Here is a 25450-nt window from a genome sequence, read left to right on the forward strand (position 1 = left end):
GTGACCACAACCACCACGAACCTACAAGGCCGCCGCGTCACAGTGCACGATATGACGCTGCGCGACGGCATGCACCCCAAGCGCCATCGGATGACGCTGGAGCAAATGAAGCACATCGCCACCGGGCTCGACGAGGCGGGCGTGCCGCTGATCGAGGTCACGCACGGGGATGGCCTGGGCGGCAGTTCGGTGAACTACGGCTTTCCGGCTCATTCCGACGAGGAGTACCTGGGTGCGGTGATCCCGCTGATGAAGAAGGCCAAGGTCTCGGCGCTGCTGATCCCCGGCATCGGCACCGTCGATCACCTGCGCATGGCCCACGGCCTGGGCGTGCACACGGTGCGCGTGGCTACGCATTGCACCGAGGCCGACGTATCGGAGCAGCACATCGCGATGGCGCGCAGGCTTGGCATGGACACGGTGGGCTTCCTGATGATGGCCCACATGGCCTCGCCTGAGATGCTGGTAAGCCAAGCCCTGCTGATGGAAGGATACGGCGCCAACTGCATCTACGTGACCGACTCGGCGGGCTACATGTTGCCAGACGACGTGAAGGCGCGGCTGCGCGCCGTGCGTGCGGCGCTGAGGCCCGAGATCGAGTTGGGCTTCCACGGCCACCACAACCTTGCGATGGGTGTCGCGAACTCAATCGCGGCGGTGGAGGCGGGTGCAAACCGCATCGACGCGGCTGCCGCAGGGTTGGGCGCTGGCGCCGGCAACACGCCGATGGAGGTGCTCGTCGCGGTATGCGACCGCATGGGCATCGAAACCGGCGTGGACGTGTTCGGCATCCAGGACGTGGCCGAGGATCGCGTCGTGCCGATCATGGATCACATGATCCGCATCGACCGCGACTCGCTCACCCTCGGCTACGCGGGTGTGTATTCGAGCTTCCTGCTGTTCGCCAAGCGGGCCGAGAAGAAGTACGGCGTGCCGGCGCGCGAGATCCTGGTCGAACTGGGGCGGCGCGGCATGGTCGGCGGGCAGGAGGACATGATCGAGGACACGGCGATCACACTGGCGCGCGAGAAAGAGGCCGAGCAGAATGCGCAGCCCGCGCAGGCCTCGACGGCTATGAATGCGGCGCAGGAGGTGACGGCATGAAGCTCGACGCAAAGATCATCGCCGCACTCGCCGAGCTTCTTGAAACCTGCGAGTTGGAGGCACGCGACACGCCCAAGATCACCGACGAATATCCGCAGATGGACTGGGACGACGCCTATGCCATCCAGAACGAGATCCGTCGCCGCAAACTCGCGCGCGGGCAGCGCATCATCGGCCTGAAGGCGGGCTTGACCTCGCATGCCAAGATGAAGCAGATGGGTGTGACCACGCCCGTGTTCGGCTTCATGGCCGACAATTACGCGGTGCCCGAGGGAGGCGAGTGCAAGGTGAGCGAACTGATCCATCCGAAGGTGGAGCCCGAGATCGCATTCGTCACGAAACGTGCGCTCAAGGGGCCGGGCTGCCACATCGGCGCAGTCCTGGCGGCCACCGACTTCGTGCTGCCAGGCATCGAGGTGATCGATAGCCGCTATCGCGATTTCAAGTTCGACCTCAAGAGCGTGGTGGCCGACAACACCTCGGCCTCGCGCTTCGTGGTTGGCGGCCGCGCTGTGCCGGTCAGCGAGGTCGACTTGCGCACGACAGGCATCGTGCTCGAGAAGAACGGCGAGCCGGTGGCTTTTGGCGCAGGCGCGGCTGTGCTGGGCCATCCGGCTGCAGCCATCGCGATGCTGGCCAACCACCTGGGCGTGCGCGGCGAGGAGATTCCGGCCGGCACGCTGATTCTGTCGGGCGGCATCACCGAGGCGGTGGCCGTGAAGGCAGGGGACGCGGTTACGCTGAAGGTACAGGGTATGGGCAGCGTCGGACTGCGTTTCATCTGATCGATAGGAGCACATCACCATGCCGTTTGCACAGATCTACCTGATCGAGGGCCGCACCGAGGAGCAGAAGCGCGCGCTGATCGAGAAGGTCACCCAGGCGATCGTCGAGGCCGTTAACGCGCCGAAGGAGAACGTGCGGGTGTGGCTGCACGACGTACCGAAGGAGAACTGGGGGATTGCGGATGTCTCGGCGAAAAGCCTAGGTCGATAGATCGCCGTCGCGTGTAACGCCGAGGCGTTTCAGCGCGCCCACGATTGCGTTTGATTCCGTGCTCGCGCGGCGCTCCTGCTTGGCTTGGCATGAGTCCACGCCGGATCGAGCGACTTGGAGACCGCTCCGTAGATGAGCGCCCTTCTGGCTTGGTCTCACGCAAACGCGGACTTTCCAGCAACAACCTGCTGGCGCCACACGCAGTCGGGGGGCATTGTGCTGATCCCATCTTTGGTGCGTCAGTGCCCCCCAACGGCACGGGACATCCAACTCCGTTGGTGACCTGCTTGGTCGACCGGGGCGGGACGTCAACGGTCTGATCAAACCAGCAACCGTCCTCCCCACCAGCGAACGAGCCGTACACTGCTCAGACTATGAGTGTCAGCAACAAAAGCCGCGGGATTCAATCTATCGAGATCGGCTACCGAATACTGGTGGCCCTGCAGGCCGGGCAGCCGGCGTCGCTAAAGGCCATTGCCGAACGTACGGAGATGACCTCAAGCGCAGTTCACAACTACCTGGCCAGCTTCATGAGAATCGGCATGGTGGAAGCAGTCGGCCGGGGACAGTATCAGCTTGGCCCCAGTACGGCGTCGCTTGGGCTTTCAGCCCTTCGACATACCAACTCGTTTGAGGTCGTCCGGGCGGAGGCGGTGGTTCTCTCCGAGCGCACCGAACTCGGCGTCGCAATCCTTACGTGGACCCATGGGGGGACGTCCATTGTGTACTTCAAGGAGGGCAAGCGCCGCGGCCCGTTCGACCTGCGCAACGGCCCGGTTTCGATCCTCCACACGGGTGGCGGAAATGTATTCGTGGGCTACCTTGAGGCCGCAGCGACCTTGCCCGCATTCATCGAGGAAGCCGCCGTGGAGGGTTTGTCCGCGCGGAAGGCGCGAGAGTTGCACTCGCGCATCGCATCATCCGTGCGCGCAGCCGGGTACGCGGTGACGGAGTTAAGTGAACTGCCTGGCTACAAATCGGTGTCGGCGCCCGTATGGTCGTCGGAGGACCAAGTCATCTACGCACTCACCATCACAGGCCCAACGGGTGCCATTGACGCTTCCGCGAAGAGCAAGCAGATCGCCGAACTGGTTGCGACCGCGAGAAAGGTCTCCCGGCAGCTGGGAGCTCCACCTGGCCGGTGGGACTGCAGGTGACGCGCAGCGCCTGCCTTTGTCTGCCTGTTCCTCACTTCGCCGCGAGCTCCAACGCTTGGAAGACCGTCCCGGCGGGGTCCAGGAGCGTCGCGACGCGTCCATGCGTGCCCATGTCGCGCACATCGAGAACCGTGCCTCCAGCGTGAGCAACCTTTTCTAGCAGGACGTCGAGTTCCGTCACTTGGAAGACGCTCACTGCCCCGGAGCGCATACCCGCAGGGGCCTCTTCCGGTGAACCAAGCGCAAACCGGCCGTCCCCCAACTGAAATTCAGCCCAGCGACTGCCGTCGCGAAATTTCAGCTTGAGTCCCATGGCTTCCGTGTAGAAGCTGATCAGCGAATCCAAGTCCTCCCCTATGTGAAATGCGGTGCGAAAACGTATCGTGCTCATGCAAGTCTCCTTTCGTTAATTCAATATTATCAAAATACTAGTTCATGTTGAAATTATAGAGTGTCTCGCACCTATAGTTCTCCCATCGCGTGCACCCCGTGACAACGCGAAGGATGGAGACAACAATGAACACCGCAGAGAACCTGAAGCTCGCCGATCCCGTGGATGCGCGCGAGCTCAGAAGATGCCTTGGCCAGTTCGTGACTGGCGTGACCGTGGTCACCACATGTGCTGTAGACGGCAGTTTGGTCGGCCTGACGGCGAACTCCTTCAGCTCGGTGTCCTTGGACCCTCCGCTGATTCTGTGGAGCCAGCGTGTACAGGCGGCCAGCCATCCGGCGTTTCGCGATGCGGATCGCTTTGCGATCAACATCCTCGCGTCCAACCAGGTTGAGATATCGCACAGGTTTGGCAGCCCTGCCGGAACGCGCTTCGAGGGGCTGCCCATCACAAGCGGGCTGGGAGGCGTGCCATTGATCGATGGTTGTGCCGCCTACCTGGAATGCCGCAAGGAGGCGATGTATCCGGGTGGAGACCACATCATCTTTATCGGCAGGGTCGAGCGGCTGGTTGTCAGTGGATCCGCACCGCTCGCCTTCGGGCAGGGGAAATACATGGTGGTGCAGCCCCACGACCTGGGCTCCCTCACTGGAGATCTGGGACTTCCATTCGCCCCCTCCATCGAAGCGGTCGGATTGGCGCAGCCGCTGCTGGAGGAGTTCAGCGCGGAGCATGAACTCACGGCGTGCCTTGTCGTCTGGGGTAACCACGGTCCCACCATCGTGCGTTGGACGGCACCAAAGAATCCCTTGGACGTTCCATTGCGCACGGGGCTGGTGCTGCCGGTGCTCAGTTCTGCGGGCGGCGTCGCGTTCGCGGCTCATTTGCCGCGTCCGGTCGTCGCCCCCTACATCGACCAGGAACTCGCAACGGCGCATCGAGGACAGCAATACCACACGCCCCGAACAAAGGAAGAGGTCGAGGCGGTCCTGGAACAGGTGCGCAGGACCGGCGTCGCGACGGCGACCGATCTGCGCTCTTCGGCGGCGCAACTCCGAGGCATTGACGCTTTGAGTGCGCCGATTTTCGATGGCCAGGGCCGCATGGTGATGGCGCTGACTGCGATGGGGTACTCGGACGACATCGACTGCAGATCTGACGGAACGCTCGTTCAGCGGCTCCGGGAGCAGGCGGGTCGCATCTCCGCTGCCATGGCCCGCCGGGGCCTGTAGCGGGTACCTGAGCCCATTCGCGGGCGGTCCGTCGCGCCGGCAAGGCAGGACGGGCCACTCCTTCCCCACTCATTTTCGACAGGAGAAAAGCAATGCAGTTTGGAGTTTTTGATCACATGGACCGCGCCGGCAACGACCTGATGGCGCAATACGAAGACCGGCTTTCCCTCATCGAGGCCTACGACCGAGCCGGGTTCCGCGGCTATCACCTGGCGGAGCACCACTCGACGCCGCTCGGGCAAAGCCCTTCGCCCAGTGTCTTCCTGGCCGCCGCATCGCAGCGCACGAAGAAGATCCGTCTCGGGGCGATGGTCTTCACGCTCAGCCTGTATCACCCCCTGCGCCTGATCGAGGAAATCTGCATGCTGGACATGCTCACGCGAGGTCGCCTGGACGTCGGCATCGGACGCGGCATTTCTCCCATCGAGATGGGCTTCTACGGTGTCCACGGGGACAAGGCGCAGGAGGTCTATATCGAGGCGAGCGAAATCATCCTTCAAGGCCTCACGTCCCCGCGCGTCAACTACGAAGGCAAGCACTTCACCTTCCGCGACGTTCCAATGGAACTTGCGCCGGTACAGAAGCCTCTGCCTCCGATGTGGTACGGCGTGGCTCGACCGGAGACGACGGTCTGGGCTGCACAGAACAATTTCAACATCATGTGCAACGGGGCCATCGGCACCGTGGCCGAGATCACCAGCCGCTTCCGCAGTGAATGGGCCACGGCAGGCAATCCGTCCTCGAGCCTGCCCTTGATGGGCATGAGCCGGCATGTCGTGGTCGCGGATACAGATGCCGAAGCGATCGCGATCGCGGCTCCTGCCTACGAACAGTGGCACGGCAACCTGACGTATCTGTGGAAGTTGAACAAACTGCAGGTTCCCCTGAGCTTTCCCGAAAAATTCGAGGACGCAGTCACGATGGGACTGTGCTGCGTCGGCTCGACGAGCACGGTCCGTGCGATGCTGCAAGAGCAGGCCGGCGAAGCCGGCGTGAACTATCTCCTTTGCCGCCTGGCATTCGGCAACCTGAAGCGCGAGCAATCCATGCGCACCGTGGAACTGATGGCGCGCGACATCATGCCGGCGTTCGAGCCGGTGGCGCTTGCTGCCTGAGGTTGAACCGGGCAGGGGATGTCAATCATGCGTCGGCAGATCATTCAGGGCGCACATGGAACCATCGAGGTTCTGTGCCGAGGCGGGACGGGGGAGACGTCCCTGTTCCTTCATGGAATCGGAGCGACGGCGTCCGGCTGGGACGAGTTGATCAAAGGGCTGCCAGGCCGCCGCGTGGCTTGGAACGCACCAGGGTATGGCGCAAGTTCGCCCTTGAACAGCGCTGCTGAACTGCATCAGTATGTAGATTCGCTGGCCACCGTGCTGGACGGCCTCGGAGAGGAGCGAGTCCATGTCGTCGGCCACTCGTGGGGGACCTTGCTCGCCGCGAGCCTCGCGAGCGACTTCCCTCAACGCGTGAGGTCACTGGCATTGTTGAACCCCACCCCGGGGTATGCCAGCCTTCCGCCGGAACAGCGCAACGCGTTGCTTGCCTCCAGGCTGAGCATGCTGGGTGAGCTGGGCCCTGCGGGGGTGGCGCGGCGTTCCGCTCCGAGTCTTGTCAGTCCGCACGCCTCACCGGAACTGCTGGAAGCGGCCAGGGAACTAGCTGCAGGAATCACAGAGCAGGGTATGCGCGATGCCACTCGGGTGCTGTTTGCCACCGACCTGCTGAAGATCCTGCAAAGCGGATGGGAGGGACCGATGCTGGTGCTGACCGGCGACGATGACAGCATTGGAGGCAGCGATCTCGCTCCCGAGATCGAGCGTCGGCTGCGCGGCGTGCGTCACGTTGCCGTCGCCCGGTGCGGGCACCTTGCGCCGCTGGAGTCGCCAGGCCTTACGGCCACGGAACTGTGTCGCCTCTGGAACAGTTGCCCGACCGAATCCTCCTGACGGTAAGACCGTCCACACGTCTCGATCACTTTCACAGGAGCACTCATGACTCGATGAAGATGCCATGGCTGGAAATGCCTTCAACGCATGCCTCAATCATTCGCAACCGCGCAACGGTTCCAGACTAACCAAGGAGACATCATGAGAATATTTCAGACCCTTCAAATTGCCATGCTTGGCATTGCAATGTGCGTCCAGCCTGCGACGGCCCAGGTCGCCAACTCACTGAGCAAGCCGATCAGGCTCATCGTCCCATTTGCAGCTGGAGGACCGACAGACGCTGCGGCGCGTGCAGTCGGCGAGGGCCTCAGCCGCGCTCTTGGGCAGTCGGTCATCGTCGAAAACAAGCCGGGGGCGAACACGATCATTGGCGCCAGCGCCTGCAAGGCGGCCGCCCCTGACGGACAGACGTTCTGCATATTCCTGAACGATACGGTCACGATCAATCCGTCCGTCTATAGCAAGCTTCCGTATGATTCTGATCGCGACTTCGTCGCTGTTGCGAGCCTGGTCGGCATCGAATCCGCGATCGTGGTTACCGCAGACGTTCCGGTATCGAATCTCAAGGAGCTTGCTCAGTTCGATGCGGCCAATCCCGGAAAGCTCAACTGGGGAACATTCGGCATCGGGAGCTCTGCTCACTTGTATCTTGGACAGGCCAACCGCGCGCTGAACACGCGGATCAATCACGTCCCCTACGCCCAAGGAGGCGCTGCAGTGGTGTCCGGACTGATGTCGGGAGACATCCAGTCCACAATGCTGTCCTATGGGCTCGTCAACCAGTGGATTCAGAAGGGGAAACTCAAGGCCATTGCCGTTATCGGAGAGAGCCGGTCGCCGTACTTCCCGAACGTCCACAGCGTGAAGGAACAGGGTTTGGGGATGAGCCCAAGGCTTTGGATTGGCATGTTTGCTCCCAGCGGTATCCCTGCGGCCGCCGTCGAGCAAATGAACAAGGCGGTCAACCGGATCTTGCTGGATCCAGCCTTTCAGAAGCAATACCTCGAGACCCAAGGCCTTACTCCGCTGGTCGGCACGTCCCAAGAGTTTGCGGACCGTATCCGTAGGGATCGCGCCGAATGGGCGGCGGTGGCATCCGCCACGAACGTCAGGTTGGACTGAGCATGGATGGTCACTTGACTGCGGAAGTGGTCACGACGATGCAGTGCGTCGAGATCGCGCATTCAGGCCCTCCTGAAGTGCTGCGCGTCGTGGAAAGACCATGCCCGGTGCCCGGGGCAGGGGAGGTGCTGATCCGAGTCGCTGCGGCAGGCGTCAACCGCGGCGACGTGGCGCAGCGGACGGGGCACTATCCGCCACCTCCTGGTGCCAGCGATGTGCCAGGACTTGAAGTGTCGGGAACCATCGCGCAACTTGGTGAAGGGGTGACGGCCTTCAGAGTTGGTGACAAGGTCTGCGCACTACTCACTGGCGGAGGCTATGCGACCTACTGCACAGTGGCAGCGAGTCAATGCCTGCCGGTGCCCACGGGCGTGTCGCTGCTGGATGCCGCCGGACTCCCGGAAGCGTGCTTCACTGTTTGGAGCACGGTCTGGAGACAGGGTCGACTGAAGGACGGCGAGTCGTTGCTGGTGCACGGCGGCGCAAGCGGCATTGGCACCATGGCGATCCAGATGGCTGCTGCACTGGGCCACCGCGTCATGGTCACGGCCGGGGGACCCGAGCGCTGTGCCGCCTGCATCGAACTGGGCGCAACGCTAGCGATCGACTACCACCGAGAAGACTTCGTGCAGGCCGTGGATGCGGCGACACATGGCAGAGGTGTCGATGTCATCCTGGACATGGTCGCCGGTGACTACGTGGCGCGCGATATCTCCGCGGTGGCAACAGATGGTCGGGTGGTGTTCATCTCGTTTCTAGGTGGACGCCATGTGCAGTTCGATGTCATGGCCGTCATGCAGAAGCGCGTTACGCTAACTGGTTCGACCCTTCGCGCGAGTTCTTCCGCATTCAAGCAGTCGATTGCGCTTGAACTGGCCGAATACATCTGGCCAAAAATTGAAGCAGGTGCCATTTGCCCTGTCACCGATGGTGTCTTCGAACTCTCCGAGGTGGCGGACGCGCACCGACTGATGGAGTCGGGGCGACAGATCGGGAAGATCCTGATTCGCATGCCAATCCACTGAAACGGTGTGAACGCTGTCCGGCGAGTGATGGGCCTCGCGCGAACCAAGCTGTCGCGGCACCGGCTTAGCCAGTTGGACAGCCCCCTGGTTGTGCCACTGGCGAATCCTCGTGCGACTTCACGCCGCTGACGCCGATCCCCCACCTATCTGCGCAGCAGTGCTCGCTTTGCCGGACTGCGCGTGCGCCGATGCCGAGATCAGCTAACTTCCCGCCGCTATGGCGCGAAACTTGTCTTCGTCGCTTCAGTTGTCAGAAAACAATTCGCTGACCAACTGCCTCAGCCACATGTTGTCAGGGTCCCGGTTGTACTTGGCGTGCCAGAACATGTTGATGGAAATCTCCGGCAGTTTGACGGGATGCGGGGATACGATCAGGTCAAAGGGCTCCTTGCTACGGTCGGCATATCGCTCCGGCAAAGTGGCAATCAAGTCTGTGCTCTGCAGGATGTGGCCAACAGCAATGAAGTGGGGCACCACCAGGCGGATGCGGCGCGTCACGCCTGCACGGGCAAGCAAACTGTCGATCTCACCGTGTCCGGTATTCCGAGCAGTAACGCCCACATGCTCAAGCTTGCTGAACTGCGCAAGTGTCATCGGGGACTTGGCGATAGGATGCCCTCGCCTGAACATGCACACATAACGCTGCCGAAACAAGCGCTTCTGAAAAAATCCGGTCTGCAGATGGGGCATCGATCCCAGCGCAAGGTCAATCGACCCTGACTCCATGTCCTCTTTGATGTTTCCAGAGTTGGTGCGATGCGTATGAATCTGTATTTTTGGGGCAATCCGGGAGAGCTCATCCATCAACGGAGGCATGAAGTACATCTCGCCAACGTCGGTCATCGCAAGATTGAAGGTCCGTGCACTGGTCTTCGGGTCGAAGCGTTCGCTGCTGGAAAACGCGGTCTGTAACGCATTAAGCGCGTAGACAACGGGTTCGGCCAGATGAAGCGCATAAGGCGTTGGCTCCATGCCTTTGGATGTCCGGATAAACAGCTCATCGTTGAGAAGCTCACGCATGCGTCGTAGAGCGTTGCTGACGGCTGGCTGCGACATGTCCAGCTTTTCAGCGGCCACCGATGCACTGCGGTCCAACAGCATCTGGTTGAACACCACCAGCAGATTCAGGTCCAGGTCGCGAAGCTTCATGTCACACCCCATTATTCATAGTGGTGATTGTAACTATCAGACTTACTGCATCGACTAATACAGCGTTCGTCCCCAGAATCGCGCCACTCGGAGACAAAGTGAGCGCCCCACATGGAATTGGTTATAGAGCCACTCAAGCTACATCTGCAGACAGAGATCGGTAAGAACCTGCTGGATGTGCTGCGCTCGAACGACGTCCCCATCTCGTACAGTTGCATGTCTGGCCGATGTGGAACATGCCGCTGCAAAGTGACCGAGGGCAGCGTCCTCGATGGCGGACCAGAGACTGGCAGGCCTCACTCGGCCAAGGCCGGAGACGTGCTGGCATGCCAGGCGACTTTGACCGGCGACTGCACGATTGAAGTTCCGGATGTTGACGAGGTGGTGACCCACCCCGCGAAGATCATCAAAGGGACCGTCACATCGATTGAGAAAGCCACCCACGACATTCGTCGAATCAAGGTCAGGCTTTCCAAGCCTCTTGAGTTCAGTCCCGGCCAGTACGCGACCGTGCAGTTCACGCCGGACCACATTCGGCCGTACTCGATGGCAGGCCTCCCGGGCGACGAAGAAATGGAGTTCCAAGTCCGTCAGGTGCATGGCGGACGGGTGACGGACTACATCTTCAGGGAACTGAAGACAGGAGCCAACCTCCGAATCAGCGGTCCTTTGGGAACTGCGTATCTGAGGCGAAAGCACGCCGGCCCGATGCTCTGCGTGGGCGGAGGGACCGGACTGGCTCCTGTTCTATCGATCGTTCGCGGCGCGCTCGCGGAGGGTATGAAGAACCCGATTCACCTCTACTTTGGGGTCCGCAGCCAGGAAGACCTCTACGACGCAGACCGCCTCAGGGTGCTTGCAGACCAGAACTCCAACCTCCAGGTGCACATCGTCGTGGCTACCGGTCCGGCGGGCAACGGCCTGCGCAGTGGACTGGTCACCGATGCCATCCAAAACGACCTTCAGTCGTTGGAAGGATGGCGAGCCTATCTGTGCGGTGCGCCGGCGATGGTCGAGGCACTCAGCCTGCTCGTCGCAAAGCAGGGCATTGCTCCTGAGCATGTCCATGCAGACGCGTTTTATCCCAGTGGTGTCTGACCGCACCGCCATTCCCCACACACTTCATTAAAGGAGACCCACGATGAGTGAAGGCAAGACAGTGTTTCCCCCAAACCCTACTTGGCCAGGCGATGGGACCAGTCGTGTTCCTTTCTGGGCGTACACCCGCGAGGATCTCTACAAGCGCGAGCTTGACCGATTGTTCTATTCCGGCCACTGGTGCTACGTCGGTCTTGAGGCTGAGATTCCCAATCCGGGCGACTTCAGGCGCACCGTGATCGGCGAGCGCTCAGTCATCATGGTGCGGGATACCGACGGTGGAGTGAACGTCGTCGAAAACGTCTGCGCCCACCGCGGCATGCGTTTCTGCCGCGAACGCAATGGCCATGCAAAGGACTTCTTCTGTCCCTATCACCAATGGAACTACAGCCTCAAGGGCGATCTGCAGGGGGTTCCCTTCCGCCGTGGCGTGAAGCAGGATGGAAAGATCAACGGCGGTATGCCCAAGGACTTCAAGCTGGAAGAGCACGGTCTGACCAAGTTGAAGGTGGCCACGCGCGGTGGTGTCGTCTTTGCTTCGTTCGACCATGACGTCGAACCATTCGAAGAGTTTCTCGGCCCGACCATCCTCCAGTACTTCGACCGGGTGTTCAACGGCCGCAAGCTCAAGGTTCTGGGCTACCGCCGCCAGCGCATTCCAGGCAACTGGAAGCTGATGCAGGAGAACATCAAGGATCCATATCACCCTGGTCTCCTGCACACCTGGTTCTCCACCTTCGGGCTCTGGCGCGCCGACAACAAATCCGAGCTGAAGATGGACGAGAAGTTTCGCCATGCAGCCATGATTTCCACGCGTGGCCAGGGCGGCAAGAACGAGGAGGTGGTCACGGGCGTCGACAGCTTCAAGGAGTCGATGAAGGTCAACGACCCGCGCCTGCTGGACATCGTGCCCGAACCCTGGTGGGGCGGGCCCACCGCTGTGATGACCACGATCTTCCCGAGTGTGATCATCCAGCAGCAGGTCAACAGCGTGTCGACCCGCCATATCCAGCCGTCTGGTCACGGCTCATTCGACTTCGTCTGGACTCACTTCGGGTTTGAGGACGATACGCCTGAGATGCATGAGCGTCGTCTGATCCAAGCCAATCTATTCGGACCTGCTGGTTTTGTCTCTGCCGACGATGGCGAAGTCATCGAGTGGTCGCAGGAGGGCTTTGAGCAGAACCCTGGTCACCGCACGGTCATCGAGATGGGCGGTCACGAAATCGGTGACACCGATCACATGGTCACGGAGACCTTGATTCGCGGTATGTACAACTACTGGCGTCAAGTGATGGGGGAATAGCCATGATCGACTTCAAAACCTACTTCGAGCTTCTCAACCTGTACAGCGACTACGCCATGGTCTGCGATTCGGCAGAGTGGGAGAAGTGGCCCGAGTTCTTCGTCGACGCAGGCACCTATCGGCTGCAGCCGCGCGAAAACCACGAACAAGGTCTTCCCCTTTGCCTGCTGGCACTTGAGAGCAAGGCAATGATTCGTGACCGGGTCTACGGCGTCAAAGAGACCATGTATCACGACCCGTACTACCAGCGGCATATCGTCGGCACGCCTCGAATCACCTCCGTGGAGCGTGACATCTACGGCGAACGCATTCTGGCTGAAGCGAACTACACCGTGATCCGGACCAAGCTGGACGGTGAATCCACCGTGTTCAACACCGGGTTCTATCGCGATGCCATCGTGCGGACGCCCGAGGGCCTGAAGTTGCAGTCTCGCTTGTGCGTGTACGACAGCGAGATGATTGCCAACTCCCTCATCTATCCGATCTGAGGTTGGCCGCATGACCGAGAAATGGATCGACGCAGCTGCCCGTGGCGCTGTTCCCGAGGGTGATGTGATTGGTGTCAACGTGGCGGGAAAGGACATCGCGCTCTACGAGGTGGAGGGCGAGGTCTATGCCACAGACAACATCTGCACGCATGGTGCAGCGCGCATGAGTGATGGATTCCTTGAAGGCCGCGAGATCGAGTGCCCCCTGCACCAGGGCCGATTCGATGTCTGCACCGGCAAGGCGATGTGCGCTCCGCTGACCGAGGACATCAAGACGTACCCGGTCAGGATCGAGAACATGCGTGTGATGCTGCGCCTGGACTGACCGGATCCAAGCCGGGATTGCCTGGCTCCGTTTGCGTTTTCCCCCGTTGCTGTACTACAGCGGTATGGCCTCACCCACTTTGTCAGGAGACAACTATGAAATCGACTTATTCCTTCAAGGCAGTTTGTGCAGGTGTATGCGTCGTGGCCCTCCAGTCTGCCTACGCAGACGTGACCGTTGGATTCTCTGGTCCGCTGTCGGGACCGGTCGCGGCCGTGGGGCAGGACCAGTACGACGGCTTTATGTTGGGCATTGAATCCCTCGGCAAGAAGCTCGGTGGCCAGAACGTGAATGTGTTGCGCGAGGATGACCAGCTCAAGCCGGAATTGGGCAACCAGATCACCCGCAAGTTCATTGATAGGGACAAGGTGGACGCCATTGTCGGCCTGGGTTTCTCCAACGTCCTCATGGCCAGTCTGCCCCGAATCGTCGAGTCCGGAACCGTGGCCATCGCGACCAACGCAGGTCCATCCCCGTTGGCTGGCAAGGGATGCCTGCCCAATGTGTTTTCCACTGCCTGGCAAAACGATGGAACCGCTGAAGCCATGGGCAAGTTTGCGCAGGACAGCGGCTACAAGCGGGTGTACCTGATGGCGCCCAACTACCAGGCAGGCAAGGACTACATCGCGGGTTTCAAGCGCTACTACAAGGGCGAAGTCCTCGACGAGGTGTACACCCAAGTCAACCAGCCGGACTACTCCGCAGAAATCGCGCAACTTCAGTCTGCTGGCCCGGATGCCGTCTTCGTTTTCTACCCCGGCGGCATGGGCGTGAACTTCGTCAAGCAGTTCAGCCAGGCAGGTCTTTCCAAACGGATTCCCATGTTGTCTGCCTTCACGGTCGATGGCACCACCATGCCTGCGCTGCGCGATGCGTCGGTAGGGGTCATCAGCGGAGCCATGTGGGATGTTGCCCTTGCAACACCAGGCAATGCGGAGTTCGTTGCTGCCTTCACGAAGAAGTACGGGCGCACGCCCAGCCACTACGCCGCGGTTGGCTATGACACCGCGCGCTTGCTGGACATCGCTGTCGGCAAGGTGAAGGGCAATACCTCCGACAAGGCCGCCTTCGCTGCCGCCGTCAAGGCCGCGGGCAGCGAACTCAAGGCCATTCGGGGCCCGTTCAAGTTCAACGCCAACAACATGCCTGTGCAGAACTACTACGCCTTCCAAGTGGCCAAAGAGGGCTCCCAGGTGGTGATCAAGCAGCTTGGAACCCCGCTGCAGAACCACGAGGACGCCTACGTGTCCCAGTGCAAGGCGAGGTAAGCCATGTCGGCTTCTCTGCTGTTAGCACAATTGCTCAACGGCCTGCAGTACGGCGTCATGCTGTTCCTGTTGGCCGCCGGGTTGACGCTGGTCTTTGGCATCATGAGCTTCGTCAACCTCGCTCACGGCTCCCTCTACATGCTTGGAGCCTATGCCGCAGCCGTGGTGGGCGTGCACACCGGATCGTTCTTTCTCGGTGTTCTGGCTGCTGTGGCGACTGGTTTGATCGTTGGCATGCTGCTGGAATGGGTCGCGGTATCCCGCCTCTACCGGCGAGACCACCTCGATCATGTTCTGGCGACCTTCGGCCTGGTGCTCTTCTTCAACGAAGTCGTCCGGATGATCTGGGGACCGCAGCCCATGTTCGTCTCCCTGCCCGAATCGCTCTCCGGAACGGTTGACCTGTTCGGGTTCACTTATCCCACTTATCGCTTTCTCATCATCGCTGTAGGCCTGCTGGTCGCGGCAGGGAGCCAGTGGCTGATTCACAAAACGCGAGTCGGCATGCTCATTCGGGCTGGGTCGGTGAATCCGCAGATGGTGGGCGCGCTGGGGGTGAACATCCGCATGCTTAACGCCATGCTCTTCGCTTTGGGGGCTGCGCTGGCCGCTCTCGCCGGAGCCATGGCCGGACCGATTTTGTCCGTTCAGAGTGGCATGGGCGAGCCTGTCCTGATCACCACGCTGGTCGTCATTGTCATTGGCGGCATTGGATCTGTGCATGGAGCGCTGTACGCGGGAATCATTGTTGGCTTGGTCGACACACTGGGACGCACATTCTTGCCCATGCTGATCCGTGAGTTCGCGGATCGAGAGGTTGCGAACGCGGCGGGGCCGGCCTTGGCATCGATGTCGATTTACCTGCTCATGGCCATCGTTCTGGCGTGGAAGCCTCAGGGGCTCTTTCCTGCCCACAAAGGACATGCATGAAGACAGCACTTCGCTATCTGAACTATCTGCCCGCATTGCTCTTGGCGGCTCTGGTCTTCGTTCCAGCGTTGTCGAGAGCCATCGACGACAGCTTTCTCGTGGCTTTCAGTGCCCGCGTTCTGATCTATGCCATTGCGGCATGCGCGCTCAACATCGCACTGGGCTTCGGTGGCATGGTCAGCCTGGGGCACGCCTTGTTCATCGGGATCGGGATGTACAGCGTCGCCTTGCCCGTGCACTACGGTATCGACTCCGGCTGGGTCCACCTGGCCGTGTGCGTGGCGGTCTGCATCGTGATTGCCTCTGTCACCGGGCTCATCAGCCTTCGCACATCCGGGATTGCCTTCATCATGATCACCCTGGCCTTTGCTCAGATGGGTTATTTCGTCATCGTCAGTCTCAAGCAGTACGGCGGGGACGACGGATTGGGCGTGGCGCGGGCGAGCAACTTCTTCGGCGTGGCCTTGAACTCGCCCGAGGCGGTCTTCTACTGTGCCTGGGGACTTCTGCTGGCGTTGACCTACTGGGTCATGCGTTTGCGCAAGTCGCCCTTTGGCATGGTCTTGCGAGGAGGGCGGCAGAACTCGCGGCGCATCAACTCCGTGGGCTTGCCTTTACAGCGCTATCAACTCACGGCCTACGTCCTGTCCGCGATTCCCTGTGGCTTCGCAGGGATGCTGTTGGCCAACCTCAATGCCTATGCCTCTCCCAGCAGCATGTCTTGGATGATCTCCGGTGAACTCATCGTGATGGTCGTCATGGGGGGAATGGGCACTGTCATCGGGCCGGTGATCGGCGCCCTGGCTTTTCTGGGTCTTGAAGAGGTCATCAAGGCCTACACCGAGCACTGGATGGCTGTCTTCGGCATCGTGATTCTGGTCATGGCAATGTTCGGAAAAAGTGGCATCGCCGGTTGGGTAAAGGCCGTGGCCGATCGCGCCTTGAGGAAAGCGCCGGCAGGGGGGGCGCCGCGATGACTTCACTGCTGAAAACACATGCCATCACCAAGCGCTATGGCGCGCTGTTGGTCACCGACGAAGTTTCGATCGACGTCAAGGAGGGCGAACTGCACGCCATCATCGGGCCAAACGGGGCAGGGAAAACCACCCTCATCAACCAACTCTCCGGGGAACTTGCACCCGGTTCGGGCCGGATTGAGTTTGCTGGCCAGGACGTGACGCCGCTTGGCATCCATGCCCGTGCACGCCGCGGGCTGGTCCGCTCGTACCAGATCACATCGGTGTTCGATGAATTCACCGTGCTCGAAAATGCAACCCTGGCAGCCCGAGGCGCGCGTCGAAATGCATTTGACTTCTGGAAGGGTCTGCTGGATGACGAGGTTTCACTAGCTGCTGCAAAGCGCGGGATACAGGCTGCTGGACTTGATCCCCGCACGCAAGCATTGGCCTCGGAACTTGGCTACGGCGAGCGCCGGCAACTTGAGTTGGCCATGGCACTTGCTGCCGAACCCAAGTTTCTCCTACTTGATGAGCCTATGGCCGGGATGAGCGTCCAGGAGTCGGCCGCCGTTGTTGAACTGCTCAAGACGCTCAAGAAGCAATACACCATTCTGCTGGTGGAGCATGACATGAACGCGGTGTTCGCGCTCGCTGACCGCATCAGTGTCCTGGTCTATGGGCGCATCCTGGTGACGGGAACGCCCGAGGAAATTCGAGGCAATGAAGAGGTTCGCGCCATCTACCTCGGAGATGAGGAGATCAGCGAATCATGAATACACTGCTCAAAGTCCATGGGCTGAAGGCTGGCTACGGTGCCGCCCAAGTCCTGTTCGGTGTGGATTTCTCCGTCGAGGAAGGGCAGGTGGTGACCTTGCTCGGCCGCAATGGCATGGGACGCTCCACCACCATCAAATGCCTGTTCGGGCTGCTCCCTCCTTCATCGGGGGAGATCTCAATGGATGGTCGCCGCGTGGAACGGCTGGCCTCCCATCAGCTTGCCAAGCTGGGCCTCGGTCTCGTCCCCGAAGGCCGCCAGGTGTTCCCCAACCTGACGGTGGAAGAGAACCTGATTGCCACAGCGCGCATGCGCTCCGGCGGGAAACTCAAGCCCTGGACGCTGGACAGGGTGTATGGCTTCTTTCCCCGGCTGAAGGAACGCCGCTCGAATCTCGGGTCCCAACTCTCGGGGGGCGAGCAGCAGATGCTGGCCATCGGACGCGCGCTGATGACCAACCCGCGACTGGTCGTCCTCGATGAGGCCACTGAAGGGCTGGCACCCATCATTCGTGCCGAGATCTGGCGCTCGCTGGGTGAACTGAAGGCGGAAGGGTTGTCGCTCATCGTCATTGACAAGAACCTGGGACCCCTGCTGGAACTGGCCGACAAGCACTACGTCATGGAAAAGGGCGTCGTGGTCTGGTCGGGCGATTCGGCGGGGCTGCGTGCCAACTCACGCATCGTCCACGAGTACCTTGGGGTGTGACGACTGCGTCGCGCGCCTCCCAAAGGAGTTGAAACCATGAACGATTCACGCACCCAGGCACTCAATACCATTCGTGCCGAACACCGGACGTTGGCGGCGGTCATACACAACCTCAAGGATTTATTGGCCGAGGTGCATGCCCAGCGTATAAGGGCCGACTTTCCGCTGTTGTGGTCGATGGTCTACTACATCGATGCCTTCCCGAATCGGTTGCACCACCCGAAGGAAGACGAATGGCTCTTTCGGCTCTTGCGCAAGAGAACGCATGAGGCGGATGCATTGATCGGCGAACTCCAGCGGCAACACGCGCACGAACCGCAAGCACTCGGCGAGATCAGGCGTTGGCTGGGAAATGTTCAGGCCAACGTACCGGGAAGCATGGACGCATTGGTGCGGACCATGTCGGCCTATGCCGAATTCACGTGGAGGCATGTGAAGGCGGAGGAGCACGAGCTGATTCCGCTTGCCGAGAGCCACCTCACCGATGCCGACTGGGACGAAATTGCACATGCCTTTGCACAGAACGCAGACCCGCTGAGCGGGTTTGGCGAAGCCGATGCCTTTCACCAGCGCTTTCGCGAAATCGTTGAACGTACCCCGGCCCCCCTGGGGCTTGCCTGAGGCCTGCTTCATGGGTGCCGGATCGTCAGACTTCGCCCATGTCCATAGGAGAACCGCATGACAAACGAACTTGGACGTCTTGAAGACCTGCCCGCCGACTATGTGGCGGCGCTGCGCGAGCGCAACCTGGTGCCACTGTGGCCCAGCCTGCGCGGTGTGCTGCCGCCGCGGCAGCCGACGCGGCAGACGAGACCTACGCACTGGACCTATGCCGACATCAAGCCGCTGCTGCTCAAGGCCGGCGAGCTGACGCCCATCGAGAAGGCCGAGCGCCGCGTGCTGGTGCTGGCCAACCCCGGCCACACGCTGGAGAAGATGCAGGCCTCCAGCGCCATGTACCTGGGCATGCAGCTGCTGCTGCCCGGCGAATGGGCGCCCAGCCACCGCCACACGCCCAACGCGGTGCGCATGGTGGTGGAGGGCGAGGGCGCCTGGACCACGGTGGAAGGCGAGAAGTGCCCCATGGAGCGGGGCGACCTGATCCTCACGCCCACCGGGCTGTGGCACGAGCACGGCCACGACGGCGCCGACCCTGTGATCTGGCTCGACGTGCTCGATCTGCCGCTGGCCTACTACCTGGAGGTCAGCTACCACCTCAACGGCGCGCGCCAGGACACGAAACCCGGCGAGGGCCAGCGGAACTACGCCCGCGCTGGTGTGGTGCCCACCCCGGTGTTCGGCCGCAGCGGCCGTCGCTATCCCCTGTTGCGCTACCCCTGGGCCGACGCCAGGGCTGCCTTGCAGTCGCTGGCCGCGAACCAGCCCGACTTGGCGCACGTGCAGGTGACCTATGTGAATCCCGAGACAGGTGAGGACGCCGAGAACATCCTGGGTTTCCACGCCCTGATGCTGCGTCCGGGCCAGACGCTGGCGCTGCCCGCGCGCTCGCCGGCCGTGGTCTACCACGTCATCGAAGGCGGCGCCCGCGTGACCACCGAGTCCCAGGGCTTCGATCTCGCGCCTGCCGACACCTGCTGCATCCCCGGCTACGCCGCCACCACGCTGAGCAACCTATCGGACACGGTGCCGGCCTTCGTTTTCGTGGCCGACGAATCGCCTTTGCACCGCAAGCTTGGCGTGTACGAGGTGCGCAGCGGCGACCAGCCCTCCATGCCCTCCCAATCCTGAACTCAGACACCGCCCTCGCGAGCCCTCCATGACCCAGTACCTCTTTGCCCCTCCCGCCGTTCAATCCCTGCCGATCCGCGGCAAGACCGAGCGCTTCGCCATCAACCGCATCTTCTGCGTCGGCCGCAACTACCACGCGCACGCGGTGGAGATGGGCAGGCCGGTGGACAAGTCGGCCGAGCGGCCGTTCTACTTCACCAAATCGCCACAGACCCTGGTCCAAAGCGGCGCCACCGTACCCTATCCGCCGGAAACCAAGAACTATCACTTCGAGATGGAACTGGTGCTGGCTGTGGGCAAGCCTGGCTTTCGCGTGAGCGCAGAGAACGCCCACGAGATCGTCTACGGCTATGCCGCCGGGCTGGACATGACGCGCCGCGACCTGCAGTTGGTGGCCCGCGACAAGGGGCGCCCCTGGGACCTGGGCAAGGACATCGAGGACGGCTCGGTCTGCAGCGAGATTGTGCCCATGGACGGCGTGGTGATCGACAAGGGCGTGATCGCGCTCGAAGTCAACGGGGAACCCAAGCAGTCGTCCAACGTGGACAAGCTGATCTGGAACATCCGGGAAATCATCGCCGACCTGTCTCTGTTCTACCACCTGCAGCCCGGCGACCTGATCTACACCGGCACGCCCGAGGGTGTGGGCCCGGTGGTGACCGGCGACCAGATCACCGGCCGCGTCGAAGGGGTGGCCGAGGTGGCCCTGACCATCGGCCAGGCCGCCTGAGCGGGGGGCACGACATGGCTATGAAGCTGCACAACTTCTGGCGTAGCGGCACCTCGCACCGCACTCGCATCGCGCTCAATCTCAAGGGGTTGAGCTATGAGTACATTGCGGTGCATCTCGGCAAGGAGGCGCATCTGACCGAGGCGTTCAAGGCCGTGAACCCGCAGCAACTGGTGCCTGCGCTGCAGGCCGACGAGTTGGGCGCCCACGTGCTGATCCAGTCGCCGGCCATCATCGAATGGCTGGAGGAGAAGTACCCCACGCCCGCGTTGCTGCCGTCCGATCCGCAGCACCGCGCCCAGGTGCGCGCGCTCGCAGCCATTGTCGGTTGCGACATCCACCCGGTAAACAACCGCCGCATCCTGGAGTACCTGCGCAAGAACTTCGGTGCCGACGAAGCTGCCATCAATGCATGGTGCGGCACCTGGATCACCGCTGGATTTGACGCCTATGAAGCGTTGCTCGCTTCGGATACAAAGAGAGGGGGCTTCAGCTTTGGTGATGCCCCGTCCCTGGCCGACGTCTATCTGGTTCCTCAGATTGAGAGTGCTCGCCGCTTCATGGTGGACATTTCTCGCTGGCCCCGGATATTCGCAGTAGAGAAGGCCTGCAATGAGTTGGACGCGTTTCGCCGTGCATCTCCTTCGGCGCAGCCTGATGCCGTCTGACTTGATGTCGAATCTCATCACATTCAAAATCTAAATCGAGGGGCATTTCACTAGTCAATTGTAGTTGGCGTCTTCGGTCAGGTACATAGTACGAAACGGCAGGTCATGAAGAATCCCGTCAGCATGCTACGCAGTGTCAACATGAACCTGCTTCCCATCTTGACCGAATTGCTGCGGTCCGCCAATGTCACAAGGGCAGCTAGCCGGCTGAATCTCACGCAATCGACGGTCAGTGGCTCGCTGCGTCAGTTGCGAGACATATTCGGCGATGAACTGTTGGTTCAGCGGGGACGCGAGATGGTCCTTACTGAAAGAGCGAGGCGGCTTGTACCAGAGGTTGAGCGCATCATGGAGCTCGCCGGCCGCCTATTCCAGATTGAGCAATTCGATCCCCTGACGGCTGAAACGCGCTTTCGCATTGCCACAGCCGACTATGTCTCAGCGCTCGTCACGTCAAGGCTTGGGGCTACTTTGCAGGCCCAGGCGCCCAATGTCACGCTCACACTCACGCCCACGCCGGGCACATCCGCCAAGGAACTGCAGCAGGGCTCGCTCGACCTGATCATCTGCCCCAATCTTCCATCGAATTGGCAAGCCTGCGGCATCAGCCGTGACGACCCCGATTTCCAGCATGAGATTTTCATGGAGGATGACTTGGTGGCGATCCAATGGAAGGGCCATGCCTGTTGCGGCACGGCGTTGAAACAGAACGAATACCTTGATCGGCCGCATGCGATGTATTGCCGAACGGACGGGCATGACACCATTGAGCAAGAGGCGCTGACCCGTCTTGGGTTGCGACAACGTACCCAGTTTCAGGTGCCCTATTTCACGCTTCTTCCCCAATTGGTCGTAGGCACCGATATTATCGGATTGGTGCCGCGTTCACTTGCGCTCCATTATGTGCAGATCTTTGAGATTGATATCTTCAAGCCCCCCTTTGAATTGCCAACAATGAATCTCGTGATGATCTGGGCTCGGAGCCGAGATGAATTCCCTGATCTGACATGGTTGCGACAGATGGTGCGGCAGGCCTCATGTGCAGGAGCCACAACCGGGTTCTCGCGCAACATCTGATGATGCCCGGGCAATCCAGCCATCGGCCTGACCGATACGTGGCATCCGGAATCTCTGTTTTACCGGAGGCATATGTGCTCCTAGAGTTGTCGAGTGCTTTTTCGCACATCGACCCGACTCAGGAGAACATTCATGGAGACTCAGCTCATCATCGACAACCGGGACGTGCCCGCTTCCGGCGGCGCCACATACACCCGAATCCACCCGACCACAGGTGATACCGTTACCCGGGCAGCGGCTGCGAGCGTCGAGGATGCGGTAGCGGCAGCGGAGTCCGCCCATCGTGCATTTCAGTCCTGGTCGCAAAGCGGACCGACTGAGCGTCGACGCATCTTTCTGAAAGCGGCAGACATCCTCGAAGCCAAGACGCCTCAGTTCATCGAGGTCATGGCCAAGGAGATTGGCGCTTCAGAACTATGGTCCGGGTTCAACGTGGTGCTGGCAGCCAATCTTTTCCGTGAGGCCGCCGCGCTGGCCACTCAGATCCAGGGAGAGACCATTCCGACCGACAAGCCCGGCGCACTTTCCATGACAGTGCGCCAACCGGTGGGTGTGATCCTGAGCATCGTGCCCTGGAACGGTCCCGTGGTTCTTGCAGCACGCGCCATCGCCTATCCCATCATTTGCGGCAACTCGGTGGTTTTCCGCGCTTCGGAGACCAGCCCGAAAACGCACCTGATGATTGCGGAGGCGCTCGTGGAAGCAGGACTCCCCCCCGGTGTGCTCAATGTCCTCACGAACGCTCCGATCGATGCCCCCGACGTGATTGATGCGCTGATTTCCCACAAGGCCGTTCGCCGCATCAACTTCACGGGGTCCACCCGCGTGGGCCGCATCATCGCGGAGAAAGCGGGGCGCCAGCTCAAGCGCTGCCTGCTTGAGCTGGGCGGGAAGTCGCCCCTGGTTGTTCTGGACGATGCAGACATCGACGAGGCCGTGAAGGCTGCGGTGTTTGGCGCCTTTCTCTACCAGGGGCAGATCTGCATGTCCACCGAGCGCATCGTGGTAGACGAAAGGATTGCGGACGAGTTCGTGGCCAAGTTCGCCGCTCGGGCTCGCGAGCTGCCGACTGGTGACCCGGCTGCTGGCGCGGCCTGCGTCATTGGCCCAATGATCGTGAGCGAATCTGGAGATCGGCTCAACCGCATGATCGATGACGCCTTGGCCAAGGGCGCCAAGATAGCCGCCGGCGGACGAGCGAACGGCGCAGTGATGCCCGCCACGATTGTCGACCATGTCGCTCGCGACATGCAGATCTACGACGAGGAGACCTTCGGCCCGATCACCACCGTGGTCCGGGCGCGCGATACCGAGGATGCCGTGCGCATCGCCAACGATACGGCCTACGGGCTGTCGTCAGGCGTATTTGGTCGGGACGTGACTCGTGCATTGGCAGTGGCCATGCGCATCGAGACTGGCTGCTGTCACATCAACGGCGCCACCGTTCAGAACGAGGCGCAGGCTCCCTACGGCGGCACGAAGGACAGCGGCTATGGCCGATTCGACGGCCGTGCTGTGATCGATGAGTTCACCGAGTTGAAGTGGCTCACGATTGAGCCGTCCAAGCAGCAGTACCCCTTTTAAATTCCAACTGATCAGGAAACTTCATGGCAAAGCAGACAAAGACACGGCTGACGTCTGATGACATTCATGGCGCGTGGGTCATCATGCCCACGCCGTCGACCCCGGATGCATCCGACTGGCGCGTCCAGCACACGGTCGATCTCGACGAGACGGCCCGCATCGTAGAGGCGCTGATCGCCGCAGGGGTCGACGGCATTCTCAGCAATGGAACTTTTGGCGAGTGCGCCACGCTCACGTGGGAGGAGAAGCGCGACTTCATCGCTACGGTGGTCGAGACGGTGGGCGGCCGCGTGCCCTTCTTCTGCGGTACCACGGCGTTGCACACCCGCGAGGTGATCCGCCAGACACGGGAGGCCATGGACATCGGCGCGAGCGGCACCATGCTCGGCGTGCCGATGTGGTGCAAGATGGAAGTGCCCACTGCCGTGCAGTTCTACCGCGACATTGCGGAGGCGGTGCCCGAGGCGGCGATCGCGGTCTACGCCAACCCTGAGGCTTTCAAGTTTGACTTTCCGCGGTCGTTCTGGGCCCAGGTCTCGGCGATTCCCCAAGTGGTGACTGCGAAGTACCTGGGTATTGGCATGCTGGATCTTGACCTGAGACTGGCTCCCGGTATCCGCTTCCTGCCACACGAGGACGACTATTACGCAGCGGCACGGATCGATCCGGAGCGCATGACCGCTTTCTGGTCCAGCGGCGCCATGTGTGGTCCGGCCACGGCGATACGCTTGCGCGACAGTGTGAACGAGGCCAAGCGAAGCGGTGACTGGACTCACGCCAAGGCCATCTCGAATGCGATGCGACAGGCTGACTCCACACTATTCCCGCGCGGCGACTTCGCGGAGTTCTCAAAATACAACATTGGCCTGGAGAAGGCGCGCATGGATGCGGCAGGCTGGCTCAAGGCCGGCCCCTGCCGCCCGCCCTACCATGTTGTTCCCGAGGAATACCTGGCGGGGGCACGCAAGTCGGGCGAGGCCTGGTCCGCATTGCATGCGCGCTACTCGGACCAGGGTGAAGAAAGACGGTAGTCGCCATGAGTCAGCAGACCGCCGCAGGCGAACCAGCACAGATTCGCTTCTATTTCGACTTTCTCAGTCCATATGCCTATTTGGCACGCCACCGCTTGGCCGGATTGTCTGCCAGCCATGGCTGGCACGTCGACTACCGCAGCATCGATCTGAGCCGAGCCAAGAAAGCGATTGGCAACGTGGGGCCAGCCAACCGCGACATGCCGGTGAAGCTGGCCCACCTGGCGAAGGATTTGTCGCGGTGGGCTGAGTTGTACGGTGTCGAGTTGAAGTTCCCGCCCAACTTCAACAGCAGCAGATTGAACGCAGGCCTGTACTACTCGCGGTGCAAGGGGCACGAGTCGGACTATGTCCGCGTAGCCTTTCGGCACGTATGGGGCGACGGGCGGGCTCCGGATGATCCGAACATCCTGCACGCCGTGGCTCAGGAGATGGGTTGGGATCCCGATGATTTTGCCGCGTTCACGCAGAGCGGAGCCGGTCTGCAGGCCTACAGCGAATCCACCGACGAAGCCATCCTTCGACATGTCTTCGGCGTCCCGACCATGGTCGTGGGCGACGAGATGTGGTGGGGCAACGATCGTCTGTTTTTCCTAGAGCAGTTCTTAAACGGAGACAAGAAATGA

28 protein-coding genes are annotated in these 25450 nt (G+C 61.2%); 26 read left to right on the forward strand and 2 right to left on the reverse strand.

Translation table 11 applies throughout. The features are described 5' to 3' along the window. The 4 genes from dmpG (at position 1) to Q392_RS03830 (ending at position 3257) form a co-directional block, all read left to right on the forward strand. A complete protein-coding gene (gene dmpG, locus Q392_RS03815; protein WP_281173387.1) occupies positions 1 to 1104 on the forward strand; it encodes a 4-hydroxy-2-oxovalerate aldolase in 1104 nt (367 codons plus the stop codon). Further along, the gene (gene dmpH / locus Q392_RS03820; RefSeq protein WP_038201495.1) at positions 1101 to 1889 is read left to right on the forward strand and encodes a 2-oxo-3-hexenedioate decarboxylase; all 789 of its coding nucleotides are present in this window, start codon (positions 1101 to 1103) and stop codon (positions 1887 to 1889) included. The genes dmpG and dmpH overlap by 4 nt, the downstream gene beginning before the upstream one ends. Before the next feature lie 19 nt (positions 1890 to 1908). Continuing rightward, positions 1909 to 2100: a 2-hydroxymuconate tautomerase gene (locus tag Q392_RS03825; protein ID WP_038201497.1), complete on the forward strand. Its 192-nt coding sequence runs from the start codon at positions 1909 to 1911 to the stop codon at positions 2098 to 2100. A 374-nt stretch (positions 2101 to 2474) separates the two neighbouring features. Next, positions 2475 to 3257 carry an IclR family transcriptional regulator gene (locus tag Q392_RS03830; RefSeq protein ID WP_038201500.1) on the forward strand — a complete coding sequence of 261 codons (783 nt, stop codon included), beginning with the start codon at positions 2475 to 2477 and terminating at the stop codon, positions 3255 to 3257. Between the two features lie 31 nt (positions 3258 to 3288). Here Q392_RS03830 and Q392_RS03835 read toward each other — a convergent pair whose 3' ends face one another. Continuing rightward, positions 3289 to 3648, reverse strand: coding sequence for a VOC family protein (locus tag Q392_RS03835; RefSeq protein WP_038201502.1), 360 nt, complete (start codon positions 3646 to 3648; stop codon positions 3289 to 3291). A 125-nt stretch (positions 3649 to 3773) separates the two neighbouring features. Between Q392_RS03835 and Q392_RS34130 the strand changes: the two genes are divergently transcribed. The 5 genes from Q392_RS34130 (at position 3774) to Q392_RS03860 (ending at position 8979) form a co-directional block, all read left to right on the forward strand. Beyond that, positions 3774 to 4880: a flavin reductase gene (locus Q392_RS34130; protein WP_038201505.1), complete on the forward strand. Its 1107-nt coding sequence runs from the start codon at positions 3774 to 3776 to the stop codon at positions 4878 to 4880. Between the two features lie 92 nt (positions 4881 to 4972). Continuing rightward, positions 4973 to 5995 carry an LLM class flavin-dependent oxidoreductase gene (locus Q392_RS03845; RefSeq protein ID WP_038201508.1) on the forward strand — a complete coding sequence of 341 codons (1023 nt, stop codon included), beginning with the start codon at positions 4973 to 4975 and terminating at the stop codon, positions 5993 to 5995. Positions 5996 to 6022: 27 nt separating this feature from the next. After that, complete coding sequence (locus tag Q392_RS31700) at positions 6023 to 6832, forward strand: alpha/beta fold hydrolase (RefSeq protein ID WP_169748278.1); 810 nt, start codon at positions 6023 to 6025, stop codon at positions 6830 to 6832. Between the two features lie 141 nt (positions 6833 to 6973). Next, positions 6974 to 7954 (forward strand): Bug family tripartite tricarboxylate transporter substrate binding protein, encoded by a 981-nt coding sequence (locus Q392_RS03855; RefSeq protein WP_051952854.1) that lies wholly within the window; start codon positions 6974 to 6976, stop codon positions 7952 to 7954. A 38-nt stretch (positions 7955 to 7992) separates the two neighbouring features. After that, complete coding sequence (locus tag Q392_RS03860; protein WP_038201829.1) at positions 7993 to 8979, forward strand: NAD(P)H-quinone oxidoreductase; 987 nt, start codon at positions 7993 to 7995, stop codon at positions 8977 to 8979. 243 nt (positions 8980 to 9222) lie between these two features. On the opposite strand, the gene Q392_RS03865 is transcribed toward Q392_RS03860, so the two are convergent. Continuing rightward, the gene (locus Q392_RS03865; RefSeq protein WP_038201831.1) at positions 9223 to 10128 is read right to left on the reverse strand and encodes a LysR family transcriptional regulator; all 906 of its coding nucleotides are present in this window, start codon (positions 10126 to 10128) and stop codon (positions 9223 to 9225) included. 111 nt (positions 10129 to 10239) lie between these two features. Between Q392_RS03865 and Q392_RS03870 the strand changes: the two genes are divergently transcribed. From Q392_RS03870 to Q392_RS03950, 17 genes are all read left to right on the forward strand, one after another. Next, a complete protein-coding gene (locus Q392_RS03870) occupies positions 10240 to 11226 on the forward strand; it encodes a 2Fe-2S iron-sulfur cluster-binding protein (protein WP_038201514.1) in 987 nt (328 codons plus the stop codon). Between the two features lie 43 nt (positions 11227 to 11269). Beyond that, a complete protein-coding gene (locus tag Q392_RS03875; protein WP_038201517.1) occupies positions 11270 to 12532 on the forward strand; it encodes an aromatic ring-hydroxylating dioxygenase subunit alpha in 1263 nt (420 codons plus the stop codon). A gap of 2 nt (positions 12533 to 12534) precedes the next feature. Continuing rightward, the gene (locus Q392_RS03880; RefSeq protein WP_038201520.1) at positions 12535 to 13020 is read left to right on the forward strand and encodes an aromatic-ring-hydroxylating dioxygenase subunit beta; all 486 of its coding nucleotides are present in this window, start codon (positions 12535 to 12537) and stop codon (positions 13018 to 13020) included. A gap of 10 nt (positions 13021 to 13030) precedes the next feature. Further along, complete coding sequence (locus tag Q392_RS03885) at positions 13031 to 13345, forward strand: non-heme iron oxygenase ferredoxin subunit (protein WP_038201523.1); 315 nt, start codon at positions 13031 to 13033, stop codon at positions 13343 to 13345. 95 nt (positions 13346 to 13440) lie between these two features. Next, positions 13441 to 14613: an ABC transporter substrate-binding protein gene (locus tag Q392_RS03890; RefSeq protein ID WP_038201526.1), complete on the forward strand. Its 1173-nt coding sequence runs from the start codon at positions 13441 to 13443 to the stop codon at positions 14611 to 14613. A gap of 3 nt (positions 14614 to 14616) precedes the next feature. Beyond that, positions 14617 to 15543, forward strand: a complete 927-nt coding sequence (locus tag Q392_RS03895) for a branched-chain amino acid ABC transporter permease (protein WP_038201529.1) — start codon at positions 14617 to 14619, stop codon at positions 15541 to 15543. Further along, positions 15540 to 16520 (forward strand): branched-chain amino acid ABC transporter permease, encoded by a 981-nt coding sequence (locus Q392_RS03900; protein WP_038201532.1) that lies wholly within the window; start codon positions 15540 to 15542, stop codon positions 16518 to 16520. The genes Q392_RS03895 and Q392_RS03900 overlap by 4 nt, the downstream gene beginning before the upstream one ends. After that, positions 16517 to 17275 carry an ABC transporter ATP-binding protein gene (locus tag Q392_RS03905; RefSeq protein ID WP_038201535.1) on the forward strand — a complete coding sequence of 253 codons (759 nt, stop codon included), beginning with the start codon at positions 16517 to 16519 and terminating at the stop codon, positions 17273 to 17275. Before Q392_RS03900 ends, Q392_RS03905 begins: the two co-directional genes overlap by 4 nt. Beyond that, positions 17272 to 17985, forward strand: coding sequence for an ABC transporter ATP-binding protein (locus tag Q392_RS03910; RefSeq protein WP_038201538.1), 714 nt, complete (start codon positions 17272 to 17274; stop codon positions 17983 to 17985). The genes Q392_RS03905 and Q392_RS03910 overlap by 4 nt, the downstream gene beginning before the upstream one ends. A gap of 36 nt (positions 17986 to 18021) precedes the next feature. Beyond that, on the forward strand, positions 18022 to 18606 hold the full coding sequence (locus Q392_RS03915) for a hemerythrin domain-containing protein (protein WP_038201541.1): 585 nt from the start codon (positions 18022 to 18024) through the stop codon (positions 18604 to 18606). Between the two features lie 57 nt (positions 18607 to 18663). After that, the gene (locus Q392_RS03920) at positions 18664 to 19734 is read left to right on the forward strand and encodes a cupin domain-containing protein (protein ID WP_038201544.1); all 1071 of its coding nucleotides are present in this window, start codon (positions 18664 to 18666) and stop codon (positions 19732 to 19734) included. A 28-nt stretch (positions 19735 to 19762) separates the two neighbouring features. Further along, positions 19763 to 20464 carry a fumarylacetoacetate hydrolase family protein gene (locus tag Q392_RS03925; protein WP_038201547.1) on the forward strand — a complete coding sequence of 234 codons (702 nt, stop codon included), beginning with the start codon at positions 19763 to 19765 and terminating at the stop codon, positions 20462 to 20464. A 20-nt stretch (positions 20465 to 20484) separates the two neighbouring features. Further along, positions 20485 to 21132 (forward strand): maleylacetoacetate isomerase, encoded by a 648-nt coding sequence (maiA, locus tag Q392_RS03930; RefSeq protein WP_038201834.1) that lies wholly within the window; start codon positions 20485 to 20487, stop codon positions 21130 to 21132. 105 nt (positions 21133 to 21237) lie between these two features. After that, positions 21238 to 22209: a LysR family transcriptional regulator gene (locus Q392_RS31195; protein WP_060987787.1), complete on the forward strand. Its 972-nt coding sequence runs from the start codon at positions 21238 to 21240 to the stop codon at positions 22207 to 22209. 132 nt (positions 22210 to 22341) lie between these two features. Further along, positions 22342 to 23793 (forward strand): aldehyde dehydrogenase, encoded by a 1452-nt coding sequence (locus tag Q392_RS03940; RefSeq protein ID WP_038201550.1) that lies wholly within the window; start codon positions 22342 to 22344, stop codon positions 23791 to 23793. Positions 23794 to 23816: 23 nt separating this feature from the next. Next, positions 23817 to 24824 carry a dihydrodipicolinate synthase family protein gene (locus Q392_RS03945; protein WP_038201553.1) on the forward strand — a complete coding sequence of 336 codons (1008 nt, stop codon included), beginning with the start codon at positions 23817 to 23819 and terminating at the stop codon, positions 24822 to 24824. A gap of 5 nt (positions 24825 to 24829) precedes the next feature. Then, positions 24830 to 25450: a 2-hydroxychromene-2-carboxylate isomerase gene (locus Q392_RS03950; RefSeq protein ID WP_051952857.1), complete on the forward strand. Its 621-nt coding sequence runs from the start codon at positions 24830 to 24832 to the stop codon at positions 25448 to 25450.

It is taken from the genome of Xenophilus azovorans DSM 13620 (assembly GCF_000745855.1).
Lineage (GTDB): Bacteria > Pseudomonadota > Gammaproteobacteria > Burkholderiales > Burkholderiaceae_C > Xenophilus > Xenophilus azovorans.

Bases quoted from the DNA above. Each gene is read 5' to 3' on its own strand.
- dmpH (WP_038201495.1), top strand. From the start codon at position 1,101: ATGAAGCTCGACGCAAAGATCATCGCCGCACTCGCCGAGCTTCTTGAA.
- Q392_RS03825 (WP_038201497.1), top strand. From the start codon at position 1,909: ATGCCGTTTGCACAGATCTACCTGATCGAGGGCCGCACCGAGGAGCAG.
- Q392_RS03830 (WP_038201500.1), top strand. From the start codon at position 2,475: ATGAGTGTCAGCAACAAAAGCCGCGGGATTCAATCTATCGAGATCGGC.
- Q392_RS03835 (WP_038201502.1), bottom strand. From the start codon at position 3,648: ATGAGCACGATACGTTTTCGCACCGCATTTCACATAGGGGAGGACTTG.
- Q392_RS34130 (WP_038201505.1), top strand. From the start codon at position 3,774: ATGAACACCGCAGAGAACCTGAAGCTCGCCGATCCCGTGGATGCGCGC.
- Q392_RS03845 (WP_038201508.1), top strand. From the start codon at position 4,973: ATGCAGTTTGGAGTTTTTGATCACATGGACCGCGCCGGCAACGACCTG.
- Q392_RS31700 (WP_169748278.1), top strand. From the start codon at position 6,023: ATGCGTCGGCAGATCATTCAGGGCGCACATGGAACCATCGAGGTTCTG.
- Q392_RS03855 (WP_051952854.1), top strand. From the start codon at position 6,974: ATGAGAATATTTCAGACCCTTCAAATTGCCATGCTTGGCATTGCAATG.
- Q392_RS03860 (WP_038201829.1), top strand. From the start codon at position 7,993: ATGCAGTGCGTCGAGATCGCGCATTCAGGCCCTCCTGAAGTGCTGCGC.
- Q392_RS03865 (WP_038201831.1), bottom strand. From the start codon at position 10,128: ATGAAGCTTCGCGACCTGGACCTGAATCTGCTGGTGGTGTTCAACCAG.
- Q392_RS03870 (WP_038201514.1), top strand. From the start codon at position 10,240: ATGGAATTGGTTATAGAGCCACTCAAGCTACATCTGCAGACAGAGATC.
- Q392_RS03875 (WP_038201517.1), top strand. From the start codon at position 11,270: ATGAGTGAAGGCAAGACAGTGTTTCCCCCAAACCCTACTTGGCCAGGC.
- Q392_RS03880 (WP_038201520.1), top strand. From the start codon at position 12,535: ATGATCGACTTCAAAACCTACTTCGAGCTTCTCAACCTGTACAGCGAC.
- Q392_RS03885 (WP_038201523.1), top strand. From the start codon at position 13,031: ATGACCGAGAAATGGATCGACGCAGCTGCCCGTGGCGCTGTTCCCGAG.
- Q392_RS03890 (WP_038201526.1), top strand. From the start codon at position 13,441: ATGAAATCGACTTATTCCTTCAAGGCAGTTTGTGCAGGTGTATGCGTC.
- Q392_RS03895 (WP_038201529.1), top strand. From the start codon at position 14,617: ATGTCGGCTTCTCTGCTGTTAGCACAATTGCTCAACGGCCTGCAGTAC.
- Q392_RS03900 (WP_038201532.1), top strand. From the start codon at position 15,540: ATGAAGACAGCACTTCGCTATCTGAACTATCTGCCCGCATTGCTCTTG.
- Q392_RS03905 (WP_038201535.1), top strand. From the start codon at position 16,517: ATGACTTCACTGCTGAAAACACATGCCATCACCAAGCGCTATGGCGCG.
- Q392_RS03910 (WP_038201538.1), top strand. From the start codon at position 17,272: ATGAATACACTGCTCAAAGTCCATGGGCTGAAGGCTGGCTACGGTGCC.
- Q392_RS03915 (WP_038201541.1), top strand. From the start codon at position 18,022: ATGAACGATTCACGCACCCAGGCACTCAATACCATTCGTGCCGAACAC.
- Q392_RS03920 (WP_038201544.1), top strand. From the start codon at position 18,664: ATGACAAACGAACTTGGACGTCTTGAAGACCTGCCCGCCGACTATGTG.
- Q392_RS03925 (WP_038201547.1), top strand. From the start codon at position 19,763: ATGACCCAGTACCTCTTTGCCCCTCCCGCCGTTCAATCCCTGCCGATC.
- maiA (WP_038201834.1), top strand. From the start codon at position 20,485: ATGAAGCTGCACAACTTCTGGCGTAGCGGCACCTCGCACCGCACTCGC.
- Q392_RS31195 (WP_060987787.1), top strand. From the start codon at position 21,238: ATGAAGAATCCCGTCAGCATGCTACGCAGTGTCAACATGAACCTGCTT.
- Q392_RS03940 (WP_038201550.1), top strand. From the start codon at position 22,342: ATGGAGACTCAGCTCATCATCGACAACCGGGACGTGCCCGCTTCCGGC.
- Q392_RS03945 (WP_038201553.1), top strand. From the start codon at position 23,817: ATGGCAAAGCAGACAAAGACACGGCTGACGTCTGATGACATTCATGGC.
- Q392_RS03950 (WP_051952857.1), top strand. From the start codon at position 24,830: ATGAGTCAGCAGACCGCCGCAGGCGAACCAGCACAGATTCGCTTCTAT.